Genomic DNA, 15,619 nt, shown 5'->3' on the forward strand with positions numbered 1-15,619 from the left:
CAATCTACTGTGCAGAAACTCGAGTAGTTTCAAGATCACTTCCATTCTTTTGACCTTCCCACTTCCAAATTGCAAGAAGGCCATTTTGAGATGGTCCGCCTTCAAGTTGTTTGAGAGATTCGCCTTTGTAAGTGAAAGCCTGATTTGTCTGAATCAAGACGCGCTTGCCCTCACCGTTCAATTCGACGTGTTCAGGATCTTCAATCACAAACATATCACCCGGCTGATAGGCCTTACCTTCCTTAGCAAATGGGAAGAGTTCGACAAGCTCCCTGTAAGTTGTTCCGTAGGCGATTTTTTCACCCATGATAGAATCCTGAGCCATGACACGCACTACTTTATCGATTTTATTTGCAAGTGCAGAGAGTCGGTCCTGTTCGCTCTTGTTTTGCGCAATCTTCTGATTAGCCTGTTCAAGCTGTGCCTGTGTTTTGACGATGGCACTCCCTGGATCCAGCTCGGCTTTTAGGATGTCCAGCACCGCTTGAACAAGAACGTCTTCTTGGTCTTGTGTACGATCACCAGCCAATTCCCGCTGGTTAGTGCTATAACGATTCCCGTCTTGCAAACGGATTTCTACAACGGTTGTAACTTTATCTCCAAAACCACGAGTATAAGGTTTGGTCGCTAGTTCATAATTGTTAATTGCCATTTGTCATTTTTCCTTTCGCTTCTTCAAATTTTGCTTTGAGCTCTTCGTCTGATTCGATGATTCGTTTCATCTGCTCAAGCTCCATCGCAGTTACTGTGTAGAGGGCTTCGAGCGTTGCTGATTGAGTAGCCTCATTACCGACTCTCTCACTTAGTGATTTAATTGTTAAGGTGCTGATTTGTTTATCTTGTTCATTCATGCTTTTTTCTCCAATTTTTCTATTTTTTGATTGAGCTCTTGAATGGCCTTGACTAGATAAGGCACAAGAGCAAATGTGTTGTAAGAGTATGCACCATCTGGATTCTCAAAGAATGCTTCAGGAGCGTACTTCTGGACATCCTGCGCCATAATACCGCAAGAAATGTCCTCAATTTTCCCATCGTATTCTTTGCGGTAGCTGTACGTCTTCAGACTTTCGACTACATCTAGCCCAGAAACTGTACTAGCTTCGATATTCGATTTATAACGACGGTCTGAGATTTCTTTATTCATCGGAATCCAGTCGTATCCTGAACCGCTGTAATAGAGGTAAAGATAGTTATCCGAAGGCTCAAAATTTGAGTATTTAGACGAGTGAATCCAATGACCAGTTTTTCCTGAGTTCTCATTGTTGTAGTAAATGTGTCCGGTAACACGGAGATTACCGTGTATGACTGGCGTATTCCAAAATTCTGCCGTGTTATAACAATACATTTTGCCGTTGTTTTTCACGTACCATGCATAATCTCCAGGATACCCCCAATCGTTACCCCAATTAACCCACAAAGCTGTTTGCGACCAATGACCAGACCCGTTACTCATACCGACAGAAAATTGGTTTTGACCAGTTATCCAGTACACCGACGAATCTTTTTCGTGCGTACCAATCTGGAATCCACCAATCTGCCCTCTATAACCTTCTAGCAAAGTCGCCGTGACTACTACAGACCGCAACTTGTTGATGAAGGCCTCTTTAGCCGCAAGCGTATCAGTGAAAATATCACTTGAGACGAAACGTCTTGCCATTGCAATATCCATGACCAGCTTATCTGCTGTGATAGAGTTAGACCTAATGATGTCTGAATTGAGCGTTCCGACACTGGCATCGCCTACAAACAAGCGTTTGAAGTAACCCTGAATAGCCGTCAATTCATCAAGTAAGGTCTTACCCTTTAATCGAATCTTTTCAGCTTCAATCAAAATTTGATTGTTAGTCGCATTGATTTGCGAAACGATTGAACCTGCACTGTTGATGTTCTGAACTGCCCATGAACCAGATAACTGACTTTGAACCGAGAGAACGGCTTCGGACATATCATCAAATTGACTGGCTTTATATCCGTTCGTTTGAGAAGCACGAACAAGCATAATCTCTTTGATTTCAATCCAACCATTTTTAGCTAAGTAGAAATAGAGTGGATAGAGATTACTGATTCCAAATTCGAAATCTTTAGTAATGTTGTATGTTTCTGTGAACTCTTTCCATTCAGTAGAAACAGCTGTCGAACTTATAGCTATGTTTGAAGAGAAAATTCCTTCGTTCGACTGGTGATTTTTAGCAACAACCGTGAAATTATGGTCTAATCGTCCCATAATGCGATACTTAAAATTAAGAGTATATGTCTCACCTCTAGCCATTCTATCGATGTACAGTGGTAGTGTGAATCCTGTGAATGTATACCCTGAATTTGTAGTGCATCGAATGGTAAATATACCGTTATTCACGAATACTCTCTTCGTATCGCCTTCGTTAACAAGTGTATGCCTATCCATCGACTTCGAGCGGACGATTAAGTTATTGTCGCTTCCAAGGCTTTTAGCGACTTCAACCTGGAATAGCTGGCTTGTCATAGCCATGCGAGCGACATTATTCGCAATCACATTGTCTGTACTGCCAAGGATTCGCTCATATAACTTGCTTGTTTCTTGTACACGCTGGAAGTCAGTTACTTCTACTTTTTTTGCCAGCTGATTCCTTACATTTTCGATTTGACCATCTGTGCTATTTTTGTTGTTTACAATTTGGTTTGATAGATCTCCAAATTTTTCATCTGTAACCTGCTTATAAGTCGTAACTTGACTGGAAATATCCGTGAACTTACCATCGACTGTCTGCCGATAATTCGCAAGTCGAGTTGTAAGTTCATTGCTTGCATTTTTCTTGGCTTCTTCGATTCGTTGGTTGATTCCGCGGACATCTTCCTGATAGCTTGCCTTTCCGACGAAATCACGACTCACAAGCTCACGGACTGTTGTCGCTTGTCGGGCGCTCTCATCACGAGAATATTTTCGTAAGGCTTCTTGTCTCTGTCCGTCTTGGCTGACATAGGTTTCAACCGTCGCCAATTTAGAAGATAGACCTTCAGCCGTCTTCTCAAATTCAGACTTAGCTACGACAAGGTCTGTCTTGCCATCTTCAGGAGCAGGTCCTGCATCTATACGAGTCGAGCTTCTGGTCAATTCAACCTTGCGAAATGCCACATGGCCAATTCCGTCATAACCAAGAATAATTCGCCAGAAGTCAAAATTATCAGGCTTGGTCAATGCTGGGATAGTAACTTGATAAGTCTGCCAGCTAGACGTGAGGTTGAAAGTGCCAGGTATAATTTCAGGATTACCGGAAACTGTACGGTTAGCCCTTAGTGATAGCCAAACACTTGAAGAGCCAGAGTAGCAAATTCCTTGAAATGAGAGAGTATAAGTCTCTCCCACCTCCAAATCAAGAAGAGCAGTCGAACTCTTCCACGAAGATCGACTCCCCTCTTTTGAGTGGATTTGCATCTGCTTCCAAGTGTTAGTCGTGCCTTTGACGTTGTATTCGCCGTTTGAGATAGTCCAATCTTGTGGACTGTTATCTCCTTGACTATAGTGCCAAAGTCCTCTTGAAAAGTCGTAGTCTTCAGCATAGTTGCGACTACCGACCTTCATTTTTGAAAATTCTTCACGCAATTTCCCAGCTTCAGCCACAACTAAGGTCTTGTCTGCCTTGTCTTCAGTTGCATTGACAATCTCTTGTCTAATACCAGATGCCCGCACCTCAAATTCAGCCATGCTCAATTTCTTGTCCAGCTTGTTCTGCGTGCTTGTTTCCAAACTCTTCACGGACTGCCTGATGTTCTCAGCAGTCACGTTGAGTGAGCTGATATCCGCTTTAGTTCTAAGCCCTTCGGTCAGACGATTTACACCAGCCTCGAGCGAATCGGCTCGTTGCTTAAAGGTTGATTCGACGGCTGAGATTTGGCCGTCTGTATCTTCTGGAGCTTCTTTCGGACTTGTCGCTAAACTCCCGTTTTCCAACTGGGGCGCAAGAACATCTAAGTATTCTCCCGCATCAGCATTTACGAGATATACATAGCCAATTGATACGGTTCCAGCTATATCTCTTGTAGTTGTAAAAGATAGTCTTGTCCAATTTTCATCTGAAAGAGTGAAAATGGGCGAAATGCCAGAGTTATCATTGACTTGCCAATAAGTTTGCAGCTTGACTTTTTGACCTCTTTTACCTTTGACCCAACAAGTCATCGTGTAGGTGCCTTGCGAAATAAAAAAGCCATCTTGAGCGATGCCGATTTGGTCTCTAGCGTTACTTGAGGTCAATCGTATTGCTTTATCAAATCCAGTCGCTGGACTGTTTGATACATCAATAGTCTTTGCTGTTCCAGCGCCTGATGGTCTAAAGGTACCTGATGCCCACAATCCGCTGGCTAGAGCCATGCGTCTTGTTCCTCGGATATAATTCCGCCCCCCAATCTGCACACTCGCTATCTTACTAGCTAGCTCCTCGGCTGTCTGCGTGAGTTCTGACTTGCTTGCCTTGCCATTAGCTAAGTTGGTCAGCTCTGACAGTCTGCGAGTTGTCGTCTCCTCATACGTCGCTTGCGCTGACTTCACACCAGCCAATTCATTCTTAGTCTGGATAAGTGCCTTTACTTGCTTCTCAATCTCAGCTGTAACCTGTTCTTGCTTCGGTCGAATATCGTTCGCGATGGTTCGTTTCAGAACATCCAAATCACCCGACAGAGCCGTCTGAGCGCTTGTAGCCTGTCTCTTAAACTCTTCAAGTTTAGCAACAGAATCCAACCCAATCCGCTTGGCTTCCTGTGCAAGCAGGGTACTTGCGCCAGCGTTTCGCAAGGCTTCTTCAGCCCTGCGTTTGGCTTCTTGTAGAAGGCCGTTGTTAAAACTGTTAAACCGCTGATCGATATTGTCAGACAGTTCTTTCTTGACTTCTTCAGCTCTGGCCAGTTCAATACCGTCAGAAATTTCCTGTCTAAGCAATCCAGCCTTATGATCAAAGTCTAAGTCAGCATTTTGAAGAGCCTTTTCAAGGGCGACTTCTTGTGCAGATTCTGTTACTCCAAGGATGGCATCAGCTGCGCTAGATAGCCCACCAGAAGCTCTAGAACCACCAGTGCCTGCCTTATCATCGAAAGTCAGAGAGATGTACTCTTCTTTTAAGGCATCGAACTCATAAGCAATAGCTTTCTTGAATGCATCGACGTTATGTTTCCAGCTCTTGAGATTGACCGTATCACCCATGTGAACAACTTGCCCAGCAAGTTCATAAGCTTCAATCTTGATAGCATCAGAGACCTTGTCAATGCCCTCATTTGAGAACTTAGACTGTGCCCACTTCTGCAACTCTTCAACAGTTTTAGCATTGTTGTTCTCATACTCTTTTTCATTGATATAGGGGTATGAGTTGATAAGAGGACTATCAACAGTCACTCTGATAGTCGTTTCTTTTTCAGCGCCTTCAGGCTTAAACGTCGATTTAGCATGAATTCTTGTGACAACATTCTGACTATTTCTTGTGCGTTGGTAATCCTTCAGATTTTTGTGCGTTGTAATAACAACACCACGATTATCACCACGACTCTTCTTGACAGTCATCGCGAAGTTATCACGAACCAGCTCGCCTTCCCATGTCCCGACGATACTATGCTTGCCATCAAGCAATACAGAGTAGAGAGTTTCTGTTTCAGTCGTGTTGAAGGTCCTACGATCCTGGATGTCACTGTTGAAAGAAAAATCTCCCAAAGCTGTTTTGGTGTTTTGAACCATGCGAGAAAGAGCCATGCTACAGCTCTGACTAGTCACGCTCACTGGTGTGATAGAACGTTGCATCACATCGTCTGAAATGTGATAGGCTGTGATTTCCAGATGATCATTGTTCTCAACAGGTTTCTTGATGCGAAATAGCTGCGCACCAAGAACAGGAGTCGGCGCTTTTATCAACATATCTTCTTGGATAAGCTGATAAATACCAGAATCAGAAATAGGATATTTCACAGTTAGGGTGAAATCGCCATTCATGGTCTCTTTAACAATCGCCGAAGTCGCTTCATGAAGTGGCTCCCCGTTCCAACGCACGGTTCTCACATCTTTATCAAGTAAATAAAGCAATTATGCCCACCCCCAAACCGTCTCGATTTCAAGCGATTGAATACCTGAGCCTAGAACAACCCCAACATTCTTCACTTTCGCTGGATCAACTGTGATAAAATCCCCTGACCATTTCACTGGCTTCCCTGTTGTCGTTTTAAAGCTAGGGTTGTCAGGATTATTGACCATCACAAGCGACTCAGCAAGCCTTTCAAGCCTAATGACCTGACCAGCAATTGTAAATGAAGTCTCAGAAGCGCTCTGGCCAACGATTGTGATTTTAGGAAATGCAAGAGCAGAACCTTGAACGGTCAAGGTCCCACTTCTTGTCAATCTCTGCGTATCGGTGCCTTTAAAATATTTGGTAGGATGGCAAGTGAAGGTTGCTTTAGTCATGTAAAGACCAGGTTGCACTTCTTCAAGGTCACTCACATTGACCTTATAGCACCAAAGACGAGTTGTTTTGACTCGCTCACTCTCTAGCCAGAACTTCTCACGGATAAATAGACTCATAAATTGATTCATCTGTTCTTCAGTAGGTTTGACCAAATAAATCGTATAAGTTTTCTTGACCAGTTCCCTATGCTTGTTTGTCTGAACGATTGCTCCACTGATACCACCATGCTCCAAGAGAGCTGTCTTGCTCTCTCCTAAAGCAATTGAGGGAGAATCATGGACAATGACCTTAAAAGGAAAAGACGATGTTCTCACACCGTCAATCACAAGCTCATTATGCTTTATCATGTAAACCCTCCTCTCAATTGTGTCTTCCGTTGCAATTCGTCAGCAATCCTCTGCGCTACCTCATCAGCAATCCGAATGATGTCAGCTTCTTCTCTGATAGTATTACCAGTAATGTTAATGTTGATGGTCGGTGAAGTTCCACCCATTGTCTGAGCAATACCTCGACCGATAGCACCAAGTGTTTTGTCATTGAGTGGTAATACTGCTTCATTCCCAGCTTCACCGCCAACCATCATGTTATTTCCATTCATTCCAAAGATGGTTGGTTTTGTCATGATACCGCCCTTGGCATACCATTCAATTCCAATACTTGGAACACCTTGACTCAACCAATCTAATGGATTGGCCGAACCACTCACATAAAAGTGAGGTAGTGGGATGTGTGGCCAGCTGATGTTGAAGTTAAACAATCCTTTGATGGCTTCAATAGCTGAAGATACGGCATCTTTTGCACCGTTGATTGCACCTGAAATGGTACTCTTGATGCCTTCCCAAACGCTTGATACAGTACTAGATATAGCATTTAACACATTTGAGACAGTATCCTTGATGCCGTTCCAGATATTTGATACAGTTCCTGAAATACCATTGAGAACATTTGAAATGTAGCTCTGGATAGCCGAAAAAATGGTCTGAACAATGCTTTGAATAGCTTGCCATACAGTAGAGAATACTCCCTTGATAGTTTCCCAAGCTCCTGACCAGTCACCAGTAATGATCTGCATAACTGCTTGGATAATACCAAGGACAACATTTATTGCAGTCTCAACAACGGTCTTGATGATTTCCCAAGTTGTTGTAATGATCAGTTGAATGTTATCCCAGCCAGCTTGTAGCAAGGGGCCAAGTATATCCAGTATTGTACTGATGACCGTATAAATGGCATTCCAGACAGTCTCAGCACTTGTCCTGATAAGTTCCTGGTTCTCCGTCCACCAAGCAACAACCGTTCCAAAGATACTCATGACAAAATTAGAAATCTCTGATACGACTGCATTGATAACCTCAAGAATCGCATTCCAAACGGTCGTGACCGCATTTCGAAAACCTTCGTTAGTTTCCCAGAGGTATTTTACAATAACAATAATTGCAGCAACTGCAGCAGCAATTGCAATTGCTGTTCCAATAATTGGCAATGCAGCAATTATCATTTCTCCAATAGATATTTTTAAAAACTCAGCAAGGGCTTGCAAAGATAAGAATATGGGGGCTATGACCCCTACAGCAGTCACAACTGTCCCTAAAATAACAACAAAATCTTTTACAGGAGCAGGTAACGAACTGAACAGCTCAGCTACACCCTTCACAATGCTTGCCAAGGTTTGGAAAACAGGGATCATCATTTCTAAAAGTGGCTGACCTATAGCAGACAATGCATTGATTCCGGCTTGTTTCAGATTCCCCATCACATTTTCTAAGCCGTCTGATTCTCTTGCAGCCTGTCCAAGTGCTCCTGAAAGTTTATTCCCGTCTTCAACCATCTGAAGCAAGGTCAATTGCTTCTGCGCTTCGCTCAAGTCCTTGAATGACTTTCCGTACAATTTATTTGCAGCGGCATTCCTAGTTGTCTCTGTCGCAGAGATACCAAGAGCGGCATCGTTAGCAAAGTTTCCCTTCAAAAAAGATTGTAGGCTCTCTGTTACGCTCTCAATAGACTTATCATAAAAGGCTGCACCATCTGCTGCCGCCCGAGTTGCACGAGAAGTCAGGTCTAAAGCTTCTGCTGTATCCAATCCTGAAGTTTTGGCAAATGAAGCCATCTGAGTGAATGATCCTTGCAATCGCTCTGGGACAATATTCATTTCCTGACCAATAGCATTCAACGCTTCTCTTGCTTGGGTTTCCATATCTCCGAAAACGGTAGTAAATTGAGCATTACTAGCTTGCATTTGAGCAGCAGCTTCTAACGCTTCTTTCCCTACTTCCACAAGTTTATCTGAAATAGCACTCAACTTCTCACTAAACTGTTGAAGTAGTTCTGCCCTTAAATTTCTTGAGATTTCACTTAAACTTTCTTGAGTGCCATCAGCAGCAGACTTTGTTCCCTTCATCTCATCATTGAGATGATTAAAAGCAGTCTTAGCCTGATTTAGCTCAGCTTCCATCCTGTTGGCTTGTGTGGAGTTCTCACCAAATTCTTTTTTGGTAATTTCCAATTGCTGTTCTAGATTAGAAATTTGTTTACTTACAATCTCAGACTGAGCACCAATCTTTTTCTGGGCAAGAGCATTTCTCTCGGCTTCACTAGCATTTGAACCTAAAGCACTTTCTTGCAGTTTGAATGAACTTGTCACCTTACTCATCTCTGACGCAAGTTGACTCTGTTCATTCTGCAATTCTTTCAGTTGCGTTTGATTGCTCTTAGCTGTACTACCAAGTTTTCCTAATTCCTGATTAAGATTAGCGTAGGCGGTCTTAGCTTGATTTAGCTCCGCTTCCATCTTGTTAGCTTCGGCTGAGTTTTCGCCATACTGTTCTTTAGTTAGGCTTAACTGCTTCTCAAGGTTTTCGATTTGACGAGTGACGATTTCAGACTGTGCGCCAATCTTTTTTTCGGCTAATGCTAACTTGTCTGCTTCGCTAGCATTGGCACCCATCTGGCTTTCTTGCAGTTTAAACGAACTAACTACTTTTTCAGATTCACTAGCAAGCAATTTTTGTTCATTCTGCAATTCTTTTAGTTGAGCTTGATTGTTCTTAGCTGCATCACCATTTCCTTCAAGAGCTTGAGTGACACTAGCAAGCTTTCCCTCATATCCTTTTAGGACATTTTGAGTCACTTCTACTTCACGCTGGAAAGCGCGATACTGTTCAGAACCAATATTCCCCTTTTTAAATTCCTCGTCTACTTTAGATTGAGCTTGTCTTAAAGTTTCTAGTTTGTCTCTGGTTATACCTATTTGTTTCTGTAAGACTTCTTGTTTTTGGGTTAGTAAAATAACATTCCCAGTGTCAAACTTTAAAGCCTTATCAATTTGTTTTAGTTCATTTGTAGTATTAACAGACTCTTTATTAATAGCTTTTAACGCCTTCTGCAAGGGTTGCGTGTCGCCATCGATTTCAATTTTGATACCTTTGATATTTCCTGCCATATTTCCTCCTTTCATAAAAAATAGAAAAGCGCTGAGAGAATTTCTACCACTGATAATGCAGTCAGACCAACGAACTTGGTCTCAGAATCGCTCTCTCAGTACTCATTTTTCTTTAAAAGCTGTCAAAATCAGCTTGCGTGGCTTTCCGTTCGCCACCCTTATCCTCACTCCGTAAATTCACATAATCCGTCTGATAATCCAGAGCCATTCCGATTGAGATGTGCTTTAGATCATCGATAGACAGACCAGTTTCTTTACAACAGGACAGATAAGACTCTACTGTGAAGATTTCCTCGCTAGCTGATTCTGATTCATCTGGTGCTTTTTTGTCGTCATGCTCGCATTCAGCATTTCCATCAGCACAGGCCCAACTTCCTGAATCGGAAAGACTTCCATTTCCATGAAGAATTGTTCATAAGGCTTGATGTGAGGATTTGCAGATTTAGCAAAGGTCCAAAAAAGACGATTAAAAAAGGTCATGTCAAAATCTGACAACATCGAAATATCAACATTAGTCGCTGTCGACTCCTTAGCGGTTTCCAGCTTGTTCAATTCATTCATGAATGATTGATTTTTCAACATCGAGAACAAATCTTGAAAATAATCTTTCCCAAATTGTTGCTTGTAAGCTATAGGAGTATAACCATTAGTGCCTAACTCATACTCCTGATCGCCAACCAAAACGATTTTACGCATAGATCTTCTCCTTAAGCTGCAACCGCAGTAGGTTCATACACTTTCTTAAACCAGTTGTCATAAATTTCCTTATTATCAGCTGATGTGATAGAACGTTTAACAACTGAATCCAGAGGACGAGGACTTGCCTTAAAGCCAAGTTCACGCTCGTTGACGTTTGTACCATTTTTGGTTTTTGAGCCATTGCCTGGACGGCTTGCTGAACAGTAGTAAAGGACGTGACGTGTTTTATTCTTGTCCCCTGAAAATTCAAACATCAAGGCAAATGATGTGAATTCTGCATCAGCTTTTTCAGTCAAAACACCCGTCTGAGCATCTTTGATTTCACCCAAAATCTTAGTCGCAAACATTTCAATAATGTGAGAGATTTTGAATTTACCTTCATATCCTTCATTTGAATTCATAAAGTGATAATCGATGTCATCTGCTTTGATTGGTGTTGATTCACCCTTTGGATCCAATGTTAATTCCATTGCACCAGGAAAGCGGAAAATTTCATCGTAAGCAATCACTCCATCTGCACCAATCGATTTAATTGGCGCAACGTGAACATTTTTTAAACCAAAGGTTACTTTATTTTCTTGAGTCATGTCATTCCTCCTTAATATAGATAGACCGTATAAGACTTGACATAGAGTCTTTCCGTCTCGATAAATGTTTCTTCTTGAACATCGAAAAAGAGCTCGTGGGTTGTCCACAGCTCTTCCAGACGTTCTTCCAAATCTTCATCCTTATTCTCAAAAGCCAGCTCAACTGTCACGCTCTTAATCTGATGATTAACCGTGTTATCAGCTGCATTGATGGCTGGACTTGATTCATAATAGACCAGGTAAGGTAGGTCGGGAGCGTTCCCAGTTTTAAACGCTCGATAGGTGACAGGCAAGTTTACCTGTTCCAAAATAGCAGCAAAGTCTGATAGCTTCATTTCCCAATCTCCTTGATACGCTTCTCAAAGTTCTGAATTGCTTTTTCTTCAGCGGGTTTGATGTGGACGATACCAGCGACACGGCCACCATTTCTTGAAAGGTGCCCGTTCTCAAGTATGTGAGTAAGACTTGCAACTGCGTTGAAGACAACAAAAGAGCCATTAGCCAACTTCTTCTTTTTCCAACTTCTACGATACTTTCCGTACCGTTTCGGACTTGTCTCTTTCAACTCATCCACAGTCTCATCAGCCACTTGCTCTGCAATCTTATCCACTTCTTCAGTAACCTCATCAGAGTAAGCTGCAAGCTCTTTCGCTATCAAATCAGCAAGATCATTACTCATTTCAAGACCTCTGACAAAGTCAACTCTAAAATTTCAGAATCGATAGGATAGGTTTTCAAAATGCGATATTGTTTACCTTCGAACTTCGCAAATTCTTGATTCTCATACTCAAAATTTCGAATCTCAACAACCAAGCTCGGTTTTAAACCTGCCTGATTTGCTTGATAAAATTCAGAGCGAGTAACCTTCTTTTTACGACACAACAGAGTAACTTCAACATCTTCAGAGATTGGTTGTAGTAACTTGTCCTTACCTGTGACTTTTTTAGAGATCAGTTTGATTTCATGATTCCACATTCTTGACCTCTTTCTTTGATGCTATCTGTAAATTATGCAATCGCCATTGAAGGTGACGTGGCATATCCACCCCACCCTCATAGCGATAAGCAGCATAGTCAACGATAAACATTTCATGGTCAGCACGCTCACCAACAAGCTCGATACCTAGGTTATCGGTCAATTCAGTGATGACACTTGAAATGATTTTTTCTAACGGCTTGTCTCTCAAGCGGGTTGAAATACCCAACTTAAGCTTCAGCAATTCTAAAAGCTGACCTTCGTCCATGTTTACTCCTCAACTTCTTTAACAGGCTCTTCAGCAGTTCCCTTAACTGTTTCTTCCTGCTCAACTGCGGGCTCTTCCTTAACTTCTTTTGTTTCAGGATCTGGTTTCTTAGGCTCATCATCTCCCAAAACCTCAAGGAAGATAGAGCCAGCAGTGTTGGCACCAGTCAAAAGGCCATTGGTAAAGCTATCTGTGGGCTCATATCCTTCACGAGGAAAGATATCGCCAACAGCATAGTCATGATTTTCAGGATCGGCCAAGTCCTTGAAAGGACGGATTACTTTATAGCTCATACGCTACCTCCTTAAGCTACAACATCAGTATAAGTTCCGAAGAATCCAGCTTCTTCATCTACTCTCTTAATATCCAAACGGATAAAAAGCCCAAGCAATTGTCCGTAAATATCATTGTTCACCCATTTAACGGATACTTGAGCACGGTCAAACTCTTTGACGAACTCAGTGACATCACCGATGAAGAATTTCATGTCCCCTTCATTTCCAAACACTGTGTCATCTACTTTGTAGATTTTTTTACCACCAAATGAATATCCAGTAGGTGAAGCTACATCAGTTTGAAGCATGTAGCGTCCATCTTTGTCCTTCACCTTGTCTAGTGCAGCAAACATTGACTTAGTTACAACGATGCTTGCTTTGTAAATTGATTTAAGCTTCTTGTTGTAGATATCTTTAATACCATCAAATCCAGCTGCATCTGCTTGGGTAGCTGTTTTGAGGACAGCTGTAACTAATGACAATTCAGTATTTTCACCTTGATTGAACACTTCATCTTCAACAATGGACATGATGTCATAGTCTGCGTCGTCAATCATTTCTTGTGACACAGGGACATATCCGCGGTAAGTCTTGATTGAATAATCAATCTCGCTGATTGCTGGTTTTCCGAGTTCTGGATTTGATTTCAATTCATCTGTTGAAACCATTACACCATCTGTTTTCTTGATAACTGGATATTTACCAGATCCACTGTTAACTTTCACACGTTCCACAAGATCCAAAAGTGGATTACGTGTTTTGTTAACAAAATGAGGTTTCAAAACTTCAGTAGGGATTAAAGCTGCGCTTCCTGAATCAGTAGTTTTCAAGCCTACGATGTCACGAGTTTGACCAGTACGAATGTATTTAGCGATTGCGTCACGTTGTTCCAATTTCTGTCCTCCACGTTTTTCTTGACTTGGGTAAGTCGGTGCTTTACGATTTAGTTCTTCAACTTGATTTTTCAAATCTTCGATTTCTTTTTCAAGTTGTTCTTTTTCTGCTTCCTTTTCGTCCAATTCTTTCTGGATTTGTTCAAGGTTCTTTTCAACTGCTGAAACTTCTTCATCATTTCCAGCTTGTTCCAATTTCTTCGCTTCAAGTTCAGAACGCTTGTTCAATTCTTTGATTGATTCTTCAAGCTCTACCACTTTGTCTGCTTTGTTGCGCATGCGAGCGCCTAAAATCAATGATTTGTGCATAGGTTAAATTTCTCCTTAATTTCTTTCTTGCGCTTGTCCAGCGCTTCACGATTGGCACGCTGTTGACTTTCAAAGTCTTTCTGTCGTGCAGCAATTTCCGTTTGCGGATAGGCTGGGAAAGTACATGGACTCACTTCAAAGATTTCTAATTCTAAGATAGTGTCCAGGTACGAACCATCTGCTTGCTCTTCCGTATTGATTTTGATTGGGATGAAACCAAAGCTACATCCAATCACATCGCCACGCTGAACACGAGCATAGGCTCCAACAGCTTGCGGATCATCTTTGTTGATGATGATATCACCGTAAAGTCCGATTTCATCAACTCCTAAAATGACCGTCCCGTTACCAGTACGACCAAGCACTAAACTATCATCATGGTTAAATAATGCCCTGATGTCAGCTCCTTTGATAGCTTTTTCAACGCCCTCACGTTTGATTACCTCAAAGTAACCCGGCCATAATTCAGTAACTTCATCGAACTTGATAAAGTACCCGCTCAAAATCAAATCACCAGTATCACTTTCTTCTCGTGTCTTGAACTGAGCAGTACGATAACTATTCCGTTTGTTCATTCTCTTCCTCACCCCCTTTCAGTTTCTTTTGGTCCCCAAGTCTGTCTTGCGGTAGATAATTTTCAAGAGCGAGGAGCTCATCCATGTCAGGATCAGGCGGCATCCCAAGCCAATCCCTCCACTCGTTGCGACGCATTGCCATGCTTTTAGTCATCTGTTCAGCAACTGAAGATAACTCTGTAATGTCATACGAATATAGCGAGCGAGCATTAAGTTTGAAATACCGATTATTTGAAACGAGTAAGTCTCTTGTTAAGGTCTGAGTGATTGTCGTAGCGATGCTCATGACCGTTGTATTGACAAAGTTGTTGTATTCTTCTTTGTCAAAGCTACCAACTCCCAAAATAAAAGCTGGCACTCCCAAAAGCCCAGCAACTGTTTTCTTGTCAATTTCAACAGATTCATTGATAGCAATATCTTTCAAACTTAATGGCTTGACCTGTTCAACCTCTAGCAAGGCATCAGGAATAATCCATGGCTCACCTGCCTGACTTGTTGCTAAGTATTTCTTAGCGACCAGGTCACGACCTTCTTGGGTCCCTAAGTCTCCACTCGAAGAATCAACTTTCACGATCAAGCTTGGAACATTCTTCCCACTCATAAACCCTTTTTTGATTTGAGTAGCAAGATTTAAGTTCCTAACGATATCTCTCAGAGCAAGCCTATATCCAGTACCGACAAATGGATTGTCTGGATCTGGATTGATTGCAAAGTGTACGATTTCGCTTGAATTGTAATCAGTGCCACGATAATTCACGATATAACTGGCATCATCACTTTTGAAAGAAACCTCGCTCATTGCGAATGGTCTCAAGTTTAAAATATAATCATTCACGGGGTCATACTCGACATGAAGAACCGAATTGCCATCGCCGAACAATAATAGGTCACGCACAATCTTGAAAATCCAAGTCTTACGAGTCATATTGTCGCATGGGTTTACATCGATTTTTCTAGCTAGTCCGTCTTTAATTCGGATGTCGCCTTTGTCGGTATTTTCCATCAAATGAATGGTCATGTTGGATACCATGTCAGCAACCTTGTTAACTGCTGCAATCACATCAGGATTGCGGGCCAAAGGAACGTAACCGTCCCCGTCAAGAAACAAACCAAAGTCTGAATGTGTGATGATATTTGTGCCACTTTGAGTTTTTCCTCGTTTCAAAATCCTATCTAAAAGCCCCAT

At 42.0% G+C, this 15,619-nt stretch carries 15 protein-coding genes; all 15 read right to left on the bottom strand.

Translation table 11 applies throughout. From position 1 onward, the window contains the following. Positions 1-4 precede the first annotated feature (4 nt). Entirely contained in the window at positions 5-652 is a 648-nt protein-coding gene (locus QM469_RS01170) for a hypothetical protein (RefSeq protein WP_414275882.1), read from the bottom strand. Continuing rightward, positions 642-851: a hypothetical protein gene (locus tag QM469_RS01175; protein WP_414275883.1), complete on the bottom strand. Its 210-nt coding sequence runs from the start codon at positions 849-851 to the stop codon at positions 642-644. Before QM469_RS01175 ends, QM469_RS01170 begins: the two co-directional genes overlap by 11 nt. After that, a complete protein-coding gene (locus QM469_RS01180) occupies positions 848-6,037 on the bottom strand; it encodes a phage tail spike protein (protein ID WP_414275884.1) in 5,190 nt (1,729 codons plus the stop codon). The genes QM469_RS01175 and QM469_RS01180 overlap by 4 nt, the downstream gene beginning before the upstream one ends. Then, positions 6,038-6,760 carry a phage tail protein gene (locus QM469_RS01185; RefSeq protein ID WP_414275885.1) on the bottom strand — a complete coding sequence of 241 codons (723 nt, stop codon included), beginning with the start codon at positions 6,758-6,760 and terminating at the stop codon, positions 6,038-6,040. It abuts the gene before it with no gap. Beyond that, positions 6,757-9,852 (bottom strand): phage tail tape measure protein, encoded by a 3,096-nt coding sequence (locus tag QM469_RS01190; RefSeq protein WP_414275886.1) that lies wholly within the window; start codon positions 9,850-9,852, stop codon positions 6,757-6,759. Before QM469_RS01190 ends, QM469_RS01185 begins: the two co-directional genes overlap by 4 nt. A 276-nt stretch (positions 9,853-10,128) precedes the next feature. Next, on the bottom strand, positions 10,129-10,548 hold the full coding sequence (locus QM469_RS01195; RefSeq protein ID WP_414275887.1) for a hypothetical protein: 420 nt from the start codon (positions 10,546-10,548) through the stop codon (positions 10,129-10,131). An 11-nt stretch (positions 10,549-10,559) separates the two neighbouring features. After that, positions 10,560-11,138, bottom strand: a complete 579-nt coding sequence (locus QM469_RS01200) for a major tail protein (RefSeq protein ID WP_015997064.1) — start codon at positions 11,136-11,138, stop codon at positions 10,560-10,562. Positions 11,139-11,149: 11 nt separating this feature from the next. Then, entirely contained in the window at positions 11,150-11,473 is a 324-nt protein-coding gene (locus tag QM469_RS01205; RefSeq protein WP_414275888.1) for a hypothetical protein, read from the bottom strand. Continuing rightward, on the bottom strand, positions 11,470-11,817 hold the full coding sequence (locus QM469_RS01210) for an HK97 gp10 family phage protein (RefSeq protein WP_000063884.1): 348 nt from the start codon (positions 11,815-11,817) through the stop codon (positions 11,470-11,472). The genes QM469_RS01205 and QM469_RS01210 overlap by 4 nt, the downstream gene beginning before the upstream one ends. Next, positions 11,814-12,113, bottom strand: coding sequence for a phage head closure protein (locus tag QM469_RS01215; RefSeq protein WP_070837064.1), 300 nt, complete (start codon positions 12,111-12,113; stop codon positions 11,814-11,816). The genes QM469_RS01210 and QM469_RS01215 overlap by 4 nt, the downstream gene beginning before the upstream one ends. Next, complete coding sequence (locus tag QM469_RS01220) at positions 12,100-12,381, bottom strand: hypothetical protein (RefSeq protein WP_061864902.1); 282 nt, start codon at positions 12,379-12,381, stop codon at positions 12,100-12,102. Before QM469_RS01220 ends, QM469_RS01215 begins: the two co-directional genes overlap by 14 nt. Positions 12,382-12,383: 2 nt before the next feature. Further along, a complete protein-coding gene (locus tag QM469_RS01225) occupies positions 12,384-12,674 on the bottom strand; it encodes a hypothetical protein (RefSeq protein WP_414275889.1) in 291 nt (96 codons plus the stop codon). An 11-nt stretch (positions 12,675-12,685) separates the two neighbouring features. Next, entirely contained in the window at positions 12,686-13,858 is a 1,173-nt protein-coding gene (locus QM469_RS01230) for a phage major capsid protein (protein WP_414275890.1), read from the bottom strand. Next, on the bottom strand, positions 13,843-14,433 hold the full coding sequence (locus QM469_RS01235) for an HK97 family phage prohead protease (protein WP_084911244.1): 591 nt from the start codon (positions 14,431-14,433) through the stop codon (positions 13,843-13,845). The genes QM469_RS01230 and QM469_RS01235 overlap by 16 nt, the downstream gene beginning before the upstream one ends. Then, a complete protein-coding gene (locus tag QM469_RS01240) occupies positions 14,417-15,619 on the bottom strand; it encodes a phage portal protein (RefSeq protein WP_414275891.1) in 1,203 nt (400 codons plus the stop codon). Before QM469_RS01240 ends, QM469_RS01235 begins: the two co-directional genes overlap by 17 nt.

This window comes from Streptococcus infantis (genome assembly GCF_047464215.1).
Lineage (GTDB): Bacteria > Bacillota > Bacilli > Lactobacillales > Streptococcaceae > Streptococcus > Streptococcus infantis_P.

Excerpts from the sequence above, each read along its gene's own strand:
- QM469_RS01225 (WP_414275889.1), bottom strand. The coding sequence starts at position 12,674 with ATGAGCTATAAAGTAATCCGTCCTTTCAAGGACTTGGCCGATCCTGAA.
- QM469_RS01200 (WP_015997064.1), bottom strand. The coding sequence starts at position 11,138 with ATGACTCAAGAAAATAAAGTAACCTTTGGTTTAAAAAATGTTCACGTT.
- QM469_RS01195 (WP_414275887.1), bottom strand. The coding sequence starts at position 10,548 with ATGCGTAAAATCGTTTTGGTTGGCGATCAGGAGTATGAGTTAGGCACT.
- QM469_RS01235 (WP_084911244.1), bottom strand. The coding sequence starts at position 14,433 with ATGAACAAACGGAATAGTTATCGTACTGCTCAGTTCAAGACACGAGAA.
- QM469_RS01230 (WP_414275890.1), bottom strand. The coding sequence starts at position 13,858 with ATGCACAAATCATTGATTTTAGGCGCTCGCATGCGCAACAAAGCAGAC.
- QM469_RS01240 (WP_414275891.1), bottom strand. The coding sequence starts at position 15,619 with ATGGGGCTTTTAGATAGGATTTTGAAACGAGGAAAAACTCAAAGTGGC.
- QM469_RS01170 (WP_414275882.1), bottom strand. The coding sequence starts at position 652 with ATGGCAATTAACAATTATGAACTAGCGACCAAACCTTATACTCGTGGT.
- QM469_RS01215 (WP_070837064.1), bottom strand. The coding sequence starts at position 12,113 with ATGTGGAATCATGAAATCAAACTGATCTCTAAAAAAGTCACAGGTAAG.
- QM469_RS01205 (WP_414275888.1), bottom strand. The coding sequence starts at position 11,473 with ATGAAGCTATCAGACTTTGCTGCTATTTTGGAACAGGTAAACTTGCCT.
- QM469_RS01185 (WP_414275885.1), bottom strand. The coding sequence starts at position 6,760 with ATGATAAAGCATAATGAGCTTGTGATTGACGGTGTGAGAACATCGTCT.
- QM469_RS01220 (WP_061864902.1), bottom strand. The coding sequence starts at position 12,381 with ATGGACGAAGGTCAGCTTTTAGAATTGCTGAAGCTTAAGTTGGGTATT.
- QM469_RS01210 (WP_000063884.1), bottom strand. The coding sequence starts at position 11,817 with ATGAGTAATGATCTTGCTGATTTGATAGCGAAAGAGCTTGCAGCTTAC.
- QM469_RS01175 (WP_414275883.1), bottom strand. The coding sequence starts at position 851 with ATGAATGAACAAGATAAACAAATCAGCACCTTAACAATTAAATCACTA.
- QM469_RS01190 (WP_414275886.1), bottom strand. The coding sequence starts at position 9,852 with ATGGCAGGAAATATCAAAGGTATCAAAATTGAAATCGATGGCGACACG.